This is a genomic window from Streptococcus sp. STR1/CE/0325 (assembly GCF_055386095.1).
In genome coordinates this window covers 1-17,101 of record NZ_AP045018.1, presented here as the reverse complement: position 1 = coordinate 17,101, position 17,101 = coordinate 1, and the positions used below count along the sequence as shown (strand labels likewise).

Annotated in this window: 14 protein-coding genes and 1 pseudogene; all 15 read right to left on the bottom strand. The window is 42.9% G+C overall.

Features of this window, described 5'->3' with window-relative positions; translation table 11 throughout:
- Positions 1–33 precede the first annotated feature (33 nt).
- The gene (locus tag ACZ49W_RS00075; RefSeq protein ID WP_464813354.1) at positions 34–1,425 is read right to left on the bottom strand and encodes an amino acid permease; all 1,392 of its coding nucleotides are present in this window, start codon (positions 1,423–1,425) and stop codon (positions 34–36) included.
- A 93-nt stretch (positions 1,426–1,518) separates the two neighbouring features.
- On the bottom strand, positions 1,519–3,501 hold the full coding sequence (ftsH, locus tag ACZ49W_RS00070; RefSeq protein ID WP_464813353.1) for an ATP-dependent zinc metalloprotease FtsH: 1,983 nt from the start codon (positions 3,499–3,501) through the stop codon (positions 1,519–1,521).
- Between the two features lie 19 nt (positions 3,502–3,520).
- Entirely contained in the window at positions 3,521–4,066 is a 546-nt protein-coding gene (gene hpt / locus ACZ49W_RS00065) for a hypoxanthine phosphoribosyltransferase (protein WP_464814931.1), read from the bottom strand.
- Positions 4,067–4,078: 12 nt separating this feature from the next.
- Positions 4,079–5,329 (bottom strand): annotated as a pseudogene (gene tilS, locus ACZ49W_RS00060) (tRNA lysidine(34) synthetase TilS); the annotation flags it as partial.
- Positions 5,326–6,606: a serine hydrolase gene (locus ACZ49W_RS00055; protein WP_464813352.1), complete on the bottom strand. Its 1,281-nt coding sequence runs from the start codon at positions 6,604–6,606 to the stop codon at positions 5,326–5,328. The gene ACZ49W_RS00055 and the pseudogene tilS, both read right to left, overlap by 4 nt.
- A 14-nt stretch (positions 6,607–6,620) precedes the next feature.
- Positions 6,621–6,731 carry an SP_0009 family protein gene (locus ACZ49W_RS00050; protein ID WP_464813351.1) on the bottom strand — a complete coding sequence of 37 codons (111 nt, stop codon included), beginning with the start codon at positions 6,729–6,731 and terminating at the stop codon, positions 6,621–6,623.
- 9 nt (positions 6,732–6,740) lie between these two features.
- Positions 6,741–7,109, bottom strand: coding sequence for an FtsB family cell division protein (locus ACZ49W_RS00045; protein ID WP_464813350.1), 369 nt, complete (start codon positions 7,107–7,109; stop codon positions 6,741–6,743).
- Positions 7,093–7,368 carry an RNA-binding S4 domain-containing protein gene (locus ACZ49W_RS00040; protein ID WP_464813349.1) on the bottom strand — a complete coding sequence of 92 codons (276 nt, stop codon included), beginning with the start codon at positions 7,366–7,368 and terminating at the stop codon, positions 7,093–7,095. The genes ACZ49W_RS00045 and ACZ49W_RS00040 overlap by 17 nt, the downstream gene beginning before the upstream one ends.
- A 30-nt stretch (positions 7,369–7,398) precedes the next feature.
- Positions 7,399–8,910, bottom strand: a complete 1,512-nt coding sequence (locus ACZ49W_RS00035; RefSeq protein WP_464813348.1) for an oligosaccharide flippase family protein — start codon at positions 8,908–8,910, stop codon at positions 7,399–7,401.
- Positions 8,864–12,379 (bottom strand): transcription-repair coupling factor, encoded by a 3,516-nt coding sequence (gene mfd, locus ACZ49W_RS00030; RefSeq protein WP_464813347.1) that lies wholly within the window; start codon positions 12,377–12,379, stop codon positions 8,864–8,866. The genes ACZ49W_RS00035 and mfd overlap by 47 nt, the downstream gene beginning before the upstream one ends.
- Positions 12,372–12,941 (bottom strand): aminoacyl-tRNA hydrolase, encoded by a 570-nt coding sequence (pth, locus tag ACZ49W_RS00025; protein WP_464813346.1) that lies wholly within the window; start codon positions 12,939–12,941, stop codon positions 12,372–12,374. The genes mfd and pth overlap by 8 nt, the downstream gene beginning before the upstream one ends.
- A gap of 80 nt (positions 12,942–13,021) precedes the next feature.
- Entirely contained in the window at positions 13,022–14,137 is a 1,116-nt protein-coding gene (ychF, locus tag ACZ49W_RS00020; RefSeq protein WP_464813345.1) for a redox-regulated ATPase YchF, read from the bottom strand.
- Positions 14,138–14,226: 89 nt separating this feature from the next.
- On the bottom strand, positions 14,227–14,424 hold the full coding sequence (locus tag ACZ49W_RS00015; RefSeq protein WP_464813344.1) for a DUF951 domain-containing protein: 198 nt from the start codon (positions 14,422–14,424) through the stop codon (positions 14,227–14,229).
- Between the two features lie 9 nt (positions 14,425–14,433).
- A complete protein-coding gene (dnaN, locus tag ACZ49W_RS00010) occupies positions 14,434–15,570 on the bottom strand; it encodes a DNA polymerase III subunit beta (protein ID WP_464813343.1) in 1,137 nt (378 codons plus the stop codon).
- A gap of 142 nt (positions 15,571–15,712) precedes the next feature.
- Positions 15,713–17,101 (bottom strand): chromosomal replication initiator protein DnaA (gene dnaA / locus ACZ49W_RS00005; protein WP_464813342.1); only part of this gene is annotated, 1,389 nt, incomplete at its 5' end.

Below are 17,101 nucleotides of genomic sequence, written 5' to 3'. Positions count from 1 at the left end.
CCCACCAATATTTTTATCGGTGGGTTTCATCTTTTACTTCAATGTCGAATGGCGATAGCCATAAAGAGCATAAATAACAATTCCAAGCAAACTCGCACTGATAAAGATTAGCCAAGTGTCTAGGCTTGATTGCACAATCATAAACAAGCACACTGCCAAAGATAGAAGAGGAAGAAGGGGAACTAAAGGCACTTTAAATTCACCTTGTTTAGGCATTCCTTTTTCCTTTCTTAATTTCAAAAGAGCAATCGGTAGCATAGCGAGATAAACTAAGGTTACCAGACTTGTCAATCCAGACAAGGTTTCTAATGGGTAAAATCCTGCCAAAAGAGCAGCAACAAGGCTTGCTAGCAAGGTAGCATTAGTTGGAACCTTTGTTTTTTCATTGATGCGACTAAGTGATTTTGGAAATAAACCGTCTTGACTGATGCTGTAAACTGTCCGAGATAAGGTGAAAATAAGGGCAATACAGACCGTCACTAGGGTCAAGATAGCCACCGTTGACACATAATTCCCAGCCCAAGTCAGACCAACACTTCTTAAAGCAAAGGCAACCGCATCACTTACATCTAACTTAGTATAGTGAACCAAACCTGTCAATACAAGAGTGACTGCTACATAAAGAGCAGCAACAACAGATACAGTAATCGCAATCCCTTTAGGCAAAGTCTTTTCTGGATCTTTGATCTCGTCAATAGCCATCGGAAGCGCCTCGAAACCTAAAAAGGCAAAGAACATCAGAGAAGCACCCGCCATAATCCCCGTTTGTCCTCCAAAGAGTTGTCCAAAACCAAATGGGGCAAAATCAGACCAGTTGCTCGGTTGAATATGGAAAATCCCCAAAATAATAAACAAGGCAAGGGCTGAAAATTTAAGCACCACCAAGATATTATTAAAACGAAGGGCTTTTTGAGAATCCATCAAAACAATACCCGTCACCAAAGCAATCACAAGAACAGGAAATAGGTCAATGAACTGTCCCTTGCTTGGGTCAAAGTGTCCACTCAAAGCATTGGGAAGGACAAAACCGTAGTTAGCGAGTAGTCCTTTAAAATAACCACCCCATCCAGACGCAACGCTGGCTGCTGCTGTTAAAAATTCAATGATCATGAACCAACCGGTCATCCAAGCTGGAAACTCACCTAGTGTGGCATAAATATAACCATAAGCTCCTCCATTGGTCGGAACTCTGGAGGCAAATTCTGCAAAGATAATAGCAGATAAAGCAACAGCAACCGCTGAAATCAAGATAGAAATGACTAAGGCAGGTCCTGCATATTTAGCCGCACCAATCCCCGTCACCGTAAAAATACCAGTTCCAACAATGGCTCCGATGCCAAACAGCACCAGACTCCCCAAACCGAGATGACGGTTTTTCAGAGGCGGACGCTCAGTCATAATGGCTTTTTTTCTAAAAATAGACAAGAATCTCTCTCCTTTGAATAATAAAAAGTAATTTATTCTATCATAGAAACGGATAATTGTAAATATGAAAAAGTCAGGAAAGATTCCTGACTTTTATTTTTCTTCACTTGATTGATCGTTTTTTTCTGCCATTTTTTCTTTGATTTCATCATAAGAAAGAGCGTAAGATTCCTCTTCGTCAGTTGAAGTCACTTCATCTGGCATCTTGCCTGTTTCATAAATAGACTTGATTTGAGCGGCATCAAGGGTTTCATATTTAAGCAAGGCTTCTGCAATCAATTTATGAGTTTCACGGTTTTCATTGATAATATCAGCCGCTTTATTTCTAGCTTCATTGAGCAGAGCACGAACTTCTTCATCAATCAACATAGCCGTTTCTTGAGAATAAGGTTTTTCTGGGCTGACTTGCCCTGCCATCATGGCATGGCTACCCTCGTATTGAACAGGCCCAAGTTTTTCACTCATGCCGTACTCGGTGACCATAGCACGCGCCATTTGACTGGCTTGTTCAAAGTCGTTTGAAGCACCTGTGGTTTGCGTGTTAAAGATAATCTCTTCAGCAACACGTCCCCCCATAAGTCCAGCCAACTGCTCTTTCATGTCATCTTTAGACAAGAGCATTTGATCTTCTTTTGGTAAGGAAATCATATAACCACCTGCACGCCCACGAGGAACGATGGTAACTTTATGAACGTCACGTGCATTAGATAAGACTAAACCAACAATGGTATGTCCTGCCTCATGGTAGGCAACCAACTGCCGTTCTTTCTCAGAAACGGTCTTGTCCTTCTTAGATGGACCAGCAATGACACGATCTTCTGCTTCATCAATATCACTGGCATCAATCTCGGTTTTATTTCTACGAGCTGCAACAAGGGCGGCTTCATTCAGAACATTTTCGAGATCAGCTCCCACAAAACCTGGGGTTTGTTGGGCAACTTTCTTCAAGTCAACATCAGAAGCGAGTGGTTTATTTTTAGCATGTACCTTCAAGATGGCTTCACGTCCCTTAACATCTGGACGACCCACCAAGACTTTTCGATCAAAACGTCCTGGACGAAGAAGGGCTGGGTCTAAGACATCACTACGGTTGGTAGCTGCAATGACGATGATGCTTTCATTGCCATCAAAACCATCCATCTCAATCAAGAGCTGGTTAAGGGTTTGCTCACGTTCGTCATTACCACCGCCGATACCAGCGCCACGTCTGCGACCAACGGCATCGATCTCATCGATAAAGATAATGGCACGACCAGCTTTTTTCGCGTCTTCAAAGAGGGAACGCACACGACTAGCTCCGACACCGACAAACATCTCAACGAAGTCAGAACCTGAAATGCTAAAGAATGGCACACCTGCCTCACCAGCAACTGCCTTAGCAAGGAGGGTTTTACCGGTTCCTGGAGGGCCCTCAAGAAGGACACCGGACGGAATCCGTGCACCGAGTGCCTTGTATTTCTTCGGATCTTTGAGGAAATCCACCACTTCAACCAGTTCTTGTTTTTCCTCTTCTGCACCAGCGACATCTGAGAAACGAACCTTGACATCATCTTTGCTAGCTGCTCTGGCTTTATTTTTACCAAAATTCATAGCACCATTAGCGCCACCACCTTGGCGCATCATCATGGTAAAGAAGCCAATCATGATGATGATAGGAAGATAGCTGGTCAAAATCGCAATCCAAGTACCACTTGAACTCTCTGGTTTAACCGTAATGTCTGTATTGGCCTTTTTAGCAGCCTCTTCGATCGTCTTGATAGAAGTATCGCTCGGTAAAATGAGAGAGGTAAAGTGTGTCACAGAAGTGGTTGTTTTCCCAAGGAAGGTTGAAGAAAGGGTAACTTTTTGAGATTTTTTGTACTCTCCTTCAACATCAATAATAGAACCACTTGGCTGATAACTGATACTCTTGACATCTCCAGCCTCGATATGCTTGACCAAGGTTGAGTAGTCAATCTTCTGACTTTGAACATTGGTTCCACGGAAATAATATTGCCCCGCTGTAATCAAACCAATGATCAATAAAATATAAACAAAGGCATTTCGAAATAGCCCATTATTTCGATTATTTTTCATCTGTCACCTATTATACTTTCTAAGGTTGTGTGTAAACTTCCTCTTTCAAGACACCAACATAAGGGAGGTTACGATAGTGTTCTTGATAGTCCAAGCCAAAGCCAACGATAAACTCATTTGGCACATCATAGCAAACATAGTCTGCTTCGATTTCTACTTCACGGCCTTCTGGTTTGTCAAAGAGGGTCGCAATCTTAATCGAATTAGCTCTTCTGTATTCAAACATGTCGCGTAGATACTTGAGGGTTCTTCCTGTATCAATAATGTCTTCGATAAAGAGGATGTCACGCCCTTCAATATTGGTATCCACATCTTTGATGATCTTTACCTCACCACTGCTTTTAATCCCACCGTGATAGCTAGAAACCACCATAAAGTCCATCTCCACATGCGTATCGATATGCTTCATGAGTTCTGCCATAAAAGGCACAGAACCTTTTAAGATGCCAACCAAAAGGGGGTTCTTCCCTTGATAATCTTTGGTCAAGCGCTCACCCAATTCCTTGGTTTTGGCGACAATTTCGTCATTGGTATAAAGAACCTTTTTAATATCTTGTTCTAACATGTTTCTTCTACTTTCTATCAATAAACTACCTGCTATTGTATCATTTTTATCTTTCTTTCTCAAATATGTTCTATCATCTGTGAGAACAAATTGAATCTTTCCACCTTGTTCTCCTATGATAGCCCTTTCTCTTTGCTCTTGGGGGATTTTTTCATCAATGAACCAGCGTCTCAGTTTTTTGTGAAAGCCATTCATTTCTAAGACATCTCCACTTTGCCTTTGTCTTAATGTCAACGGTGCATCAAGTAAGGGGATTTGTCCATCAAGATTTGAAAGATAAGTCAAGCGTTTTTGATGGCAGTCAACACTGTCATTATAGTTTAGCACCTTTGACATAAATTGACCATTGGACTTGGGACTGATTTTTTTGATAAAAAAACGCTTTCTCCCTTTTATCAAGACATAGTCTTTTGTCAAAAGGTACTTTCTCTCCTCTTTTATTCGTAATTGAGAAAGGGCTGCTTCAAATTGTTTTTTGGACAGCTGCAAATCTGGAAAGTGCGTGAGATAGTCTTGAAACAAAAAGGTTTGAACAGCTTGGGATTGCTGATAAAAAGTGGCTAGATCTTGTCCATCTAAATCCTTTGTCAAATCCCTCAAGGCTTGAAAAAGCGCACCAGTTTCTTTTCCCAAATCCGTCAAGGCTTCTTCTAGGCGAGGATTTTCTTGACGAAGCCTTGGTAAATAATCCAAACGCACCCGATTTCTAAAATAATCCCTGCTCTGATTGGACTCATCTTCAAAATGGTAACAATCTGGCAGCTCTCTTTTTTTCACCCAAAGAAAGGGACGAATCAACTGTCCAGAACCAAACGGTTGAACCACGGGAATACCTGCTAAGTGACGTAAACGACTGCCTCTGAGTAACCGCATCAAAATGGTTTCAGCTTGATCATCGGCATGATGGGCGCTCACAAGAGCCGTATAGCTCTTTTCTTCCATGACCTGCTTAAAAAAAGTATAGCGAAAATCACGCGCTGCTGCTTCTGAAAAAGAACCTGAAAAATGCGCAGCATAAAAAGGAAGCCCCAGCTCTTTAGCCAGTTGGCTGAGGTAAGCCTCCTCTTCATCGGATTCTTTTCTTTGTTTATGGTTAACATGTGCAATCCCAAGAGTCAGCCCAAGCTGCTCCTTGTAAGCATGCAAAAAGTGAAGTAAATTCATGGAATCTACCCCACCTGAAACAGCCATTAAAACCCGCCTGTGCTCCTTAAAATAACCTGCTTGCTGAACGTGTTGGTACAGGTCTTTATACTCTTTCATTTCAATACCTCGTAAACATCATCCGCAATCGCGGTCAAATCTTCATAGGATGCCTGATCAGTAAAAATAGCTAAAATGAAAGGCGAAGCCCCTTCCACATAAGCCACATCATGCTTATCATCATAAGCGTCACCAATCTTATGCACCACCCGAACTGAAATGTTTTTGGCAATACGCTGATCATCAAAATCGGTTTTGGAAAGTTCATCCATAATGCGACCGTTTTGCCTCACGATATGCTCCATAACGCTAGCTGCCATGGTCACCGAGGCTTCACGCTTGCTGATATCCCAAGTATCACCAGCTAGCCACTTCATCTCTTTTTGATAGGTTTTGTCATATTGGTTGGCAACATAATAGGCGAGGATGTTGCTGGCGACATTATCTGAGCTTTTTGCAACAAAAGAAAGCAAGTCTGCAATACTGTAAGATTGGTTGTTGGGACTTAAAGGCAAGCGACTGCTGCCTTCTGGGTTATAGGCGCCCTTAAACTGCTTCACTTTTTCATCATAAAGTAGGCGATCATTCAGAGACACCTTGCTTTTTTGAAGCTGCTCTTCGACATAATAAAGAAGAGGAAGTTTGGTCACACTGGCAGCATAAAATCGCTTATCTGGGTTAATGCTAGCTGTTTTTCCTGTGGCTAATTGTTTGACATAAATGCCGTAGTTTTCCTTATTATACTTTTGAGACAAAACCTCTTGAACTTTTTCCATCCGATTATCGACTTGACTCAGATTTTTTTCGGCTATCCAGCCTTTATCCTTGAAAAAGAGATAAACGCCATGTCTGGTCTTTGCTCTTTTTGTCGCTTGGAGTGCCTGATAGGGTTTGACATCCGTTGATTTAGGAGAGAGCCCTACGCGATAAGGCTCGCTATATAAGGTAAAGCCTTTTTTGGTCCAATACGTTTGGTGAATCGTCTTTTCCTCAAGAACCTTATCTTCAACAATAGCAGATTTGGACGCTGTCAAATAAGTGCCATCACTCAACTCAAACACTGCCACGCCCTGCGCATTGAGAAGCAGCTGCTTAATTGATAAGGGTGTTTCTTTTTCTTTCCAACCAACTGGCTGGCGAAGATCTGGATCTTTAAAAACCAACTGCTTGTCTAAAAGCAAGGGATGCTCAGGAAGGCTTGTCCAATACCATTGCTGAAAAATAGGATTTTTAGTAGCAAGAAAAGGCGCCAAATTGTGGGCTTGTTCCTCAGCCAAAGCAAAAGAAAAGGGGAAAAAGCACAGCCCCAACAAGCCAATCATTGTTTTTGCTTTCATCCCCTCTTCCTTTCTTAATCTTCTGTGGTGTCTTGTTTGAGCGCTTGATTTTTTTCGTGTAATTCCTCTAATTTTTCATCCGAATACGCTAAAAAGGTCTCGATTACTGTTATCAAATCATCCATTTCTTCTCCTTATTTTGATTTTGGAAGCGGATAAACCTTTTCACCATCATGGGAATAATAATACTTAGCTCTCGCATATTTTTCCACATAAGCCTCGTCTTTTAACTGTTTGGCTAACAATTGTTGGCGATCCGTTTCCTCACGAAGCTTTTGATAATTGCTTTCTAATTTTTGGATTTCGCCTCGTTTTTCCCGTAAATTGATGTAGCTTTCGACTAAGTTATAAGTTGGCAGGATAAATAAGAGCATCATGCAGACTAAAATCCAGCCCATAAATCGGTTTCGCCTTCTGTTTTCTGCTTCTTCTCTTCTTTGCTTGATGGTTTCATCCTTGATATAACGATTGTCAAGTTGCACAATGTTAGGATTCTTGGTCATCGCTTTCAATCCTTACTTCCTTGATGAGTTCATACATCTTCACGGCATCTTCTTTTTTGGTGCTGTCTTTGATTTCAAGAACTTTCACGCTCACCAGTTTATTCCCAAATCGGATTTCGATTTCATCGTTTATTTTAACAGGCGTTGACGATTTGGCTAAGATGCCATTGACCTTGACTCTTCCTTTATCCGCTACTTCCTTAGCCACAGAGCGGCGTTTAATCAGCCGTGATACTTTTAAATACTTGTCTAATCTCATGTTTTTACCTCGTTTTATTTTTTCATTCTATCATTTTTTATGAGGAATTGGTAGGAAAGACCATAATTCCTCCGAAAAAATCTGTCCTTTTTTAGCCACAAACAAGAAAAAGCCACTTCCCAAACCGACAACAAGAATCAAACTCAAACCACTTAACCATCTGCTTTCAAAAGTAAGTAAAGCAACACCTCCATAAACAAGGACAAGCATGCCTAAAAGAGCAAGGTAATAAGAAGCATTTGAAAAGAGAGTAAGAGGGGGGCGCAAGACGAAAAGATAAAGAACAAGCACCAAGCACAAGGCTAAAAAGCCTGATAAGCTACTGCCTAAAATCCCCCATTGCTGCGTCAAAGGGTAGGTCAACAGCCCCTTTACCACTAAGCCCACCCCAATGCAGACCAAAGATACGAGGTTTTTCCCTCTTAGAAAGGCTTCTTGGTGACACCATTGAATCAAACTGGTTAAAAAGATAAAGGTCAAATAGACCATCAAGGCTGCTTGCCCTTGATTGGTTTTAAACAAAAACCGATTGACCAAGGGAAGCACCAAGATAAAACCAGTCGTCATGGTCATGGTCGCATAATAAATGACTTGGAGCAAGGTCTGGCTCTGTTTTTGGTAGATGAGTCGGTCTTTTTGATACCACTTGCTCAACTCAGGCAAATGACTAGTGAAAAGAGCCGTCCCCAAAATCAAACCAAACTGAATTAAGGGCTGTCCCCTGTCGTAAATGCCTTTGAGAGCTTCTGCCGAGTGATTTCCCAAACCAGATGCTACCAAAGCATTTTTAACCAAAAAAGCATCTATCAGCTGAAATAATAACAAATAAATGGCAAAAAACGTATAAACCAAACTAGGAAGCAGATGTTTTAAAAGAGAGAAGGGATGCTCTCGTTTTTCTTTCCGCAAGGAAATCCTTGTGTGAGGCGAACGCTGTTTGAGGTAGATCAACGTCACACCACTAGCAACAAGGCTACCAGAAGCAGCACCCACAGCTGTTTGATAAATGTCCCAACCAAGCCAAGTGTAAGCTAAGGCACAAACAATAATGACCACAATCCTAAGGGTTTGCTCTAGTACCTGACTCGTCGCCGTTAACGCCATGTCCCCTTCACCTTGATCCATGCCCCGATAGTAGGAGATAAAGGGAGTTAGCACCAAGATAGCAGCTGCCATCAAAAAAGCTGGTGCCAAGGGTTCTGCCCCCATGGCTTGAGCGAGGGTCCGATGCCCTAGCATCAAGCAAAAAGCGCCTAGCCAACACGCATAAGCCATTAGGCGAAAAAAAACTGTTTGCTCCTTTTGATCCACACGGTGAACCACACTTGAAATCAAATTAGGAAGGGCGGTTAAACCCAGACTAGAGATTATGGCCAAAAAAGGATAAATCTGTTGATAAGCATAAAAGCCCCGATCCCCGACAAGATTTTGATAAGGGACACGGTAAATCGCTGCAAGAATCTTAGAAATCAAGCCACTTAGCCCAATCCATAAACTAGCTTTCTGGGTGGTTTGTTTCCATTTTTCGGTTTTTGATGGCAAGGCAGGCTTCTCCAAATCTAATCAATTCTCTCAAGATCTCATGATCTTTCTTTCCTCTAACGTTAAAAATAACCTCAATAGCTCCTTGTTGCTCACTAATTCTCGCCTTGAGCTGGGTTTTAGACAAGGCTTCAAAATAATCTTGGGTAAGAAAAATCCCTTGAATCCTCTTTTCAAACTGCACCATAATCTCATCCCCACGTCTTTGCACCAGTTTGACAAAGACCCTATCGAGATAAGCCTTGAGAAGAGCTATTTCAAGCAGATAAGCCACCACGTCTGGATAATCTCCGAAGCGATCAACCATATCCTCCTGCAAGGCAAGATAGTCTTCTTGAGTGCTTATTTCTCGAATACGCTTGTAGAGTTCAATTTTTTGCCGCTCATCTGAGATATAGTCACTTGGCAGATAAGCATCTATCTGGAGGGCGATTTCAGCATTGCCCTTGACTCTAGCTTGAGATTTGCCTTGTTTTTGCGCAATCGCTTCTTCTAACAGTTGCGAATACAGCTCAAACCCAACCGAGTCAATAAAACCACTCTGTGAAGCCCCTAAGAGATTTCCCGCCCCTCGAATAGACAAGTCACGCATAGCGATCTTAAAGCCACTGCCTAGTTCGGTAAAGCCTTTAATGGCTTCTAGGCGTTTTTCTGAAACTTCTGAGAGGATCTTGTTGGGTTGATACATCAGGTAAGCATAGGCAATCCGATTGCTACGTCCGACTCGTCCTCTCAACTGATAAAGAGTAGAAAGACCCATGTAATCCGCATTTTCAATAAAGAGGGTATTGACATTGGAAATATCGACCCCCGTCTCAATAATGGTGGTCGCCACCAAGACATCGTACTCCCCTGCGATAAAGTCCAGCAGAGTATTTTCCAACTGAATCTCACTCATCTGTCCATGCACGAAACCAATGGAAGCTTCTGGGACCAACTCACGCAACTCGGCTACCTTTTGCTCAATAGTGTCAACACGGTTGTAAACATAAAAGACCTGACCACCACGCTCTAACTCACGTAAAATCCCTTCCCGAATGATTCCTGGGTTGACCTCCATGACATAGGTCTGGACAGGGTAACGATTGGTTGGTGGTGTCTCGATCAAGGACAAATCACGAATCCCCAGCATCGACATGTGAAGCGTCCGAGGGATAGGAGTAGCCGTCAAGGTCAAGACATCGATCTTGGTTTTCAACTCCTTGAGCCGTTCCTTGTGTTTGACACCAAACCGTTGTTCCTCATCAATGATCAAAAGCCCCAAATCCGCGAACACGACATCTTTGGACAAGAGCCGGTGCGTTCCAATGATAATATCCACCTGCCCTTTTTTAAGGCGCATCAACACCTCTTCTTGTTCCTTTTTGGTTTGAAAACGACTCAAAACAGCAACTTCAACTGGAAAAGATTCAAAGCGTTCCTTAAAATTCACGTAGTGCTGCTGGGCTAGGACAGTAGTCGGCACTAAAATGGCAACTTGCTTGCCATCATTGACCGCCTTAAAGGCAGCTCGCATGGCAACTTCGGTCTTTCCAAAACCAACATCACCAACCAACAAGCGATCCATCGGGCGCGTGCTTTCCATATCTTTCTTGATTTCTTTAATCGAACGCAGCTGGTCCTCAGTCTCCACGTAAGGAAAATCCTCATCAAAAGTCTGCTGGCTTTCATCGTCTGGTGAAAAGGCAAAGCCCTGCAGCTGACTTCTTTCTGCATAAAGCTTGACCAAATCTGCCGCAATATCCTCAACTTGTTTTTCAACCCGCTTGCGGGTCCTTTGAAAGCGCCCGTCATTAAGCTTATTGAGTTTAGGCTCCTTACCGTCACTAGCGATATATTTCGAGATGGCATCTAGTTGCTCAATGGGAATCGAAATGCGGTCAGAATTTTGATACTGAATGGTCAGATAGTCCCTGTGAATCCCTCCCACTTCAATGGTCTCAATGCCAAGAAAGCGGCCAATCCCATGAATATGATGAACCACATAATCTCCGACCTCTAGCTCATTGTAATCTTTCAAGCGTTCAGCATTGCTAGCTTCTTGCCTTCGAATACGCCGTTTCACTGGCTTATGGAAGATTTCCTTTCCTGTCACCACCGCTAATTTCGCATCTGCCAGATAAAAACCACTGGAGAGATGCCCTTCCACCAACTGCATTTCTTGAGAAAACAGCTGCTCTTCCTCAGCTATGGATAGCTCACACCCATATTCTAAAAAGAGAGATTGAAGACGAAGTAGCTCTTCCTTTGAAGCTGCCTGTATCAGAATGGTCGCTCCTTGCTTTTGATAGCGCTTCATTTCTTCGAGGAGAAGGGGAATTTGGTTGAAAAATTCCTGCATGGCATACTGCGTGAAGGAGTGCACCTGACTAAAGCGTAAATTGCCTAGCCCCTTATGAAACTGAGAAAAAAACACAGCTGGCTGATATTGTCTCAACGCTTGATAGATGGTCGCATAGTAAGTTTGACTAGAAAAAGCCCTCCCCTCTTCTAGACGAGCCGTCAGATAATTAGCTAGGTCTAAATCAAACTGGCTATTGGCCTCAGCTAACTTTTGCACATCATCTAAAAATAAAAGACCACCCCTAGGAAGATAGTCCAGCAGGGACCACTCTTTCTCATAAAAAGAAGCCAAAAACTGTTTGAGTTGGGGGTGGCGATAACCATCTTGTGTCACTTGGATTAGCTCTAGCAGGTAGTCTTTTAGGGCTTGACTGGTTGCTTTTTCCTGCTCCTGCTCAAAAGACGACAAGCCGCGCTCCCAGTCCTCCTCACTAAAGATCAACTCATCCGCTGGACCAATGGTCACGTCAGACAAAGAAGCAAGCGACTGTTGAGTGTCTGTGTCAAAGGTCTGTAATCGGTCTAATTCGTCTCCAAAAAACTCCAACCGAAAAGGTCTTGCAAGACTCACATCATAAATATCTAGGATATCGCCTCTTAGGCTAAATTCTCCTGGCTCTAAGACCTTAGCCACCTTTTCATAGCCCAGCCTTGACAGTTGCTTGACAAGATGGCTGAGCTCATATTCCTCCCCCACTTGAAAAGACAGGAGATGATCTTGAAAAGTTGCTGGACTTGGAAGAAACAGGCGCGCTCCAGAAAGATTGGCCACCACGATATGGGGCTTGCCGTCTGATAGAGCCTTTAAGGCATCTAATCGCTCTTTGGATTGTTCTTTTGATGACATCAAAAATTCTGCTGCCACTAAATCATCCGCTAGAAAAGAAAAGACCCTTTCTTCATCCAGTAAAGCTGTCAAATCATCTGCTAGGAGTTCTGCTTCATGACGCTTTGCTGTGAGAAGCAGAATGGTTTCTTGTTTTTCGTGAAAATAGGTAGCGATGGCAAGACTTTTGCTTGAGTGAGACAGTCCCATCACCAGCTGCCTGCTTTTACTTGGCTCTTCTAACCAAGCTTGCATGGGCTGGCTCTTTTTGACCAGTTCAAGTAAAGTTGTCTTAACCATTGTAGCGCCTCATCAAGTCTTCCATTGACACATCTTGTAAATAATCATCGACAGCCTTGTCAACCTTGTCAAGTATGAGATCAATCGCGATTGCTTCGTCTTTCTCAAACTCTCCCAAAACATGATGCACGACACTTCTGCCTTTTGGAGGACGACCAATGCCAACCTTCAAACGATTAAAATCAGAAGTACCAAGGAGATGAATCAAACTCTTGATTCCATTATGCCCGCCTGCTGATCCTTTTTCCCTAAAGCGAAGTTTACCGATGGCCATATCCAGATCATCATAAATCACCAATACGTCCTCAATCGCAATATTATAATACATCAAAAGAGCACGAACCGCTAGCCCACTGTTGTTCATAAAGGTCAAAGGTTTCACGAAATAGACCTTTTCTTGATGGATAAAGCCTGACCCAACTAAGGCCTTAAAGGTTTTCTCTTCTGTAAAGGTAATTGACAGGTCTTTGACAATTCTGTCAATCGCCATAAATCCGATATTATGTCGTGTTTTTTCATATTTACTTCCTGGATTTCCCAAGCCAACAATCATTTTTACCATTTTCTATCCTCTTTTACTCAATAGCAAAAAGTCTAGGGCTAGCTTGTCCCAGACTTCTTTTTATTTGTCCTTGTCTTGTCTTAGACGTTAAAACGAAACTCCATGATATCACCGTCTTGAACGATGTATTCTTTTCCTTCTTCGCGTAAGCGTCCTGCTTCTTTGACAGCTTTTTCGCTACCGTAAGTCATCAAATCATCGTAGGACATGGTGACAGCACGGATAAAGCCTTTTTCAAAATCAGAGTGAATAATGCCTGCTGCCTGAGGGGCTTTCATGCCACGCTTAAAGGTCCAAGCTCTGACTTCTTTTTCACCTGCTGTAAAGTATGTGCCAAGTCCTAGTAAATGATAAGCTGCTCGTGTCAACTTATCTACACCAGATTCTGTCAAGCCAAGCGCTTCAAGAAACTCCGCCTTGTCTTCATCGTCAAGTTCTGCAATCTCTTCTTCAGCACGCGCTGAAATGACCACCACTTCGGCATCTTCCGTCTTTGCAAAGTCCTTTATTTGTTGAACGTAGGCAATCGCTTCTGGATCAGCTACCTTGTCCTCGTCAACATTGGCCACATAAAGAACGGGTTTAGTGGTTAGCAAAAAGAGACCCTTGACAATCTTTTTTTCGTCCTCGCTAAAGTCAATCGTTCTTGCAGATTTCCCGTCTTCAAGAACGGGTTTTATCTTCTCAAGAACCGAAAACTCAGCCATGGCATCCTTATCTTTTTGCGTTCTGGCCATCTTTTCCACGCGTGCATAACGCTTGTTGATGGACTCTAAATCCGCTAGAATCAACTCTAAATTGATGGTTTCAATATCCGCAATGGGATCGACAAAGTCTGACTCACGCCCTTGCTCACGCATGACATTCTCATCATCAAAGGCACGGACCACATGCACAATCGCATCCACTTCACGAATATTGGCTAGAAACTTATTCCCCAGTCCCTCGCCTTTAGAAGCTCCTTTGACAATCCCTGCAATATCTGTAAACTCAAAAGTGGTTGGAACCGTCTTTTTAGGGGTAATCAACTCGGTCAACTTTTGCAAGCGCTCATCTGGCACTTCTACCATGCCCACATTGGGATCAATGGTCGCAAAGGGATAGTTGGCTGCTTCTGCTCCTGCTTTTGTAATTGCGTTAAAAAGGGTAGATTTCCCAACATTGGGAAGTCCGACAATACCTGCTGTTAAAGCCATAGTGTTCTCCATTCAAAAATCAGTTAGCTCTATTATACCAAAAGTTAAGCAAAAAAGCTTGTTAAATTCCAACAAGCTTTGTGCTTTCCTCATTCACTGAGAACCTTTTTTAGGCGTTTTTCAAAATCATACCGACTCATCATGACCTCATGCAAGCAATTGGTACACTTGAGCTTAATATCAGCCCCAACACGCTTAATCTCCCACTCATTAGCCTTTTTCCCTGTTGATTTGATCACACAAGCATGGGGCTTTTTTAAGGCGACAATACTTCCAAGTTGATACATATCGTCTCCTTAGTTGGTCCTGACTGGGGTGATCAACTGGATAAAGGCTTCGCTCTCATCGCCAGGGGTGAGCGTAAAGGGACGAACGGGAGACACAAAACGAATCCTCACCGTTTCACTTTTGAGAGCTTTTAGGGCTTCAATGAGGTAGGTTGGGTTAAAGCTAATGGTCAAGCCGCTGCCTGAGAAAGATTCCATCTCAATTTCTTCATTGACTTTTCCGACCTCTGGTGAGTTAACATGTGCACTCACCAGATCTTTTGTCATCTCTAGCTTGACCGTTCCTGTTTGACTCGCATGAGAGACTAAGAAGGCCCGTTCCATAGCGGAGCGTAAGATTTTAGTCTGGCAGACCAATTCCGTCTCAAATTGAGAAGATAAGAGGCGATCCGTATCAGGATAGCTTCCTTCAAGAAGACGCGTGTAGAAGCTAATTTCAGGGCTTTTAAAGAGCAGTTGAGTATCCGAGTAGTAAAGTTCAACCTGAGTGGTTGCCTCGCTAAAAACGCTCGATAATTCCCTTAGAGAACGACTAGGCAAGACCACGTCTAGGGCTTTTGGAACAGCCCCCTCTAAATTGACTTGGCGTTGGCTTAAACGGTGAGAATCGGTCGCAACGAGTTTGAGCTCCCCTTTTTCTGAAATGGTCAAATGCACACCCGTTAGAATAGGACGACTCTCTTGCGTACTGGCTGCAAAAGCCGTTTCAGAAATAAGCTGTTTTAACAAACTCGTTGATAAGGCAAGCGGTTTTTTAGCTGCAAAGGTTTTTAAGCGCGGGTACTGATCGACATCTTTTCCCTTTAGGGTAATTTCTGACTTTCCGCTGGTCAAAACCACTTGGTGATGATCAATAGCTTTAAAATCAATGCTGGCTTCTGGCAAACTAGCAACAATGTTTAAGAAAAAGTTTGCTTCTAGTAAGATACTTCCTGGAGAAGAGATCAACAGCCCAGCTTTGGGATTCTCCTGTGTGATTTGATACTCGATAGAAACGAGTCCATTAGACCCTGTTAGAAGAACAGCGTCTGCTGTAGCTTCAATTTTAAAATTAGAAAGTATGGGAATGGCATTTTTAGATCCGATAGCTCTTTTTGTAATGCTTAAAGCTTGGAGAAAAAAAGTTTTGTTGATGGAAAATTGCATGGGGATCTCCTTTTATTTTTAGAGTATAGCTATTAATAGTAGTAGTAGGGCTTGTGGAAAACGTGGAAAACTCTCAAAGGCCGTGATTTTCTTAGAAGAGAGATTTCTCCACAAGTTGTGGAAAACCCTAGGGAAAACGTCCTTAGTTTTCCACAGGTTCCCTGAGTTTCTTTTGCAGGGTATCGATTTCAATGCGCAAACTGTCATCTGTTTTGAGCATGTTTTGGATTTTTCGGATGCTTGTAATCACGGTCGAATGATCGCGCTTAAACTCCTTGCCGATTTTGGTGGTGCTACTATCGGTCAATTCTCTTGAGAGATAGATAGCGACGTGTCGGACCAAGGTCAAATTCTGGTGGCGCTTGGTGGATTTGATTTCTTTGACAGAGACGCCGTAAAAATTCGCCACTTCTTTTTGGATCTCAGCGATAGTGAGCGTTTGCTGGGCGGGTTGACTAGCGGAACGCAGGGCCTTGGCGACAAACTCAACCGTAATACGTTCAACCCCTTCGACCTCAGCTCTCTTGTCAATGGTGACAAGAGTGCCTTCCATCAGCCGAACATTTTTAAAGTTTTGACTGGCGATGTACTCAATAGCATCTGGAGTGAAAATTCGAGGCAGATTCTCGGTTTTTTGAAGTAAGATGTTAATCCTAGTTTCATAGTCGGGCGGAGTGATATCCATGGTAATCCCTTGACCAAAACGAGAGGTCAGCCGTTCAGGAATATTCCCCAGCTGGCTGATATCGCGGTCAGAAACTAGGACAATCTGTTTATTATTATTGGACAAGGCATCAAAGGTATGAAAAATTTCCTCATTTGACAGTTCTTTAGCTCCCTCTCCAAGAAACTGGACATCGTCAATCAAGAGGACATCGAGATTGCGATATTTCTCTTGGAATTGCATCATGGTCCTGTTAGCCGTTCCTCTTCTAAACTCATTCGAAAAATTTTCGGCAGTGGTGTAAAGAATACGAGCTAGGGGAAACTTTTCTTGAATGCCATTTCCAATCGCATTGAGCAGGTGGGTCTTCCCCAGCCCAGATCCGCCATAGAGAAAGAAGGGAGAGTAGGTGTTGCGATCATCTGTAATGGTAAAGCTCGGTTCGTTGACAATGGCCAGCGATACCCCAAGGGCAGATTGATTACCAGGCCCTTGCACAAAGTTGTCAAAGCTGTATTTGGAGTTGAGATGGGAGTCCTCGAGTGGAGGCAGATAGGTAGGTTGAGAAGCAAAAGTCGGTACTAAATCCGTGGGTTCCTCCGTGGTCTCTTCTTCAATCATGTGATAACGGGGAGAGATTTTACGATCGAAAATCTCATAACCAGCGATCTCAATATAATCTCCCATATTTGTTGTAAAAAAAGTTTCTTGTACGGAAAATGTCAAGGCGATATGGGCAATGTCTTTTTCGATCTTCATGAGGCGAGCTGGGACCACATAGAAATCAAAGGCGTTACCTCCGATGTTTTTTCCGTTCTGGGCATATTTCAGAACCGTTTCCCAAAAGGCTAGTTCTTTAGACGTCAT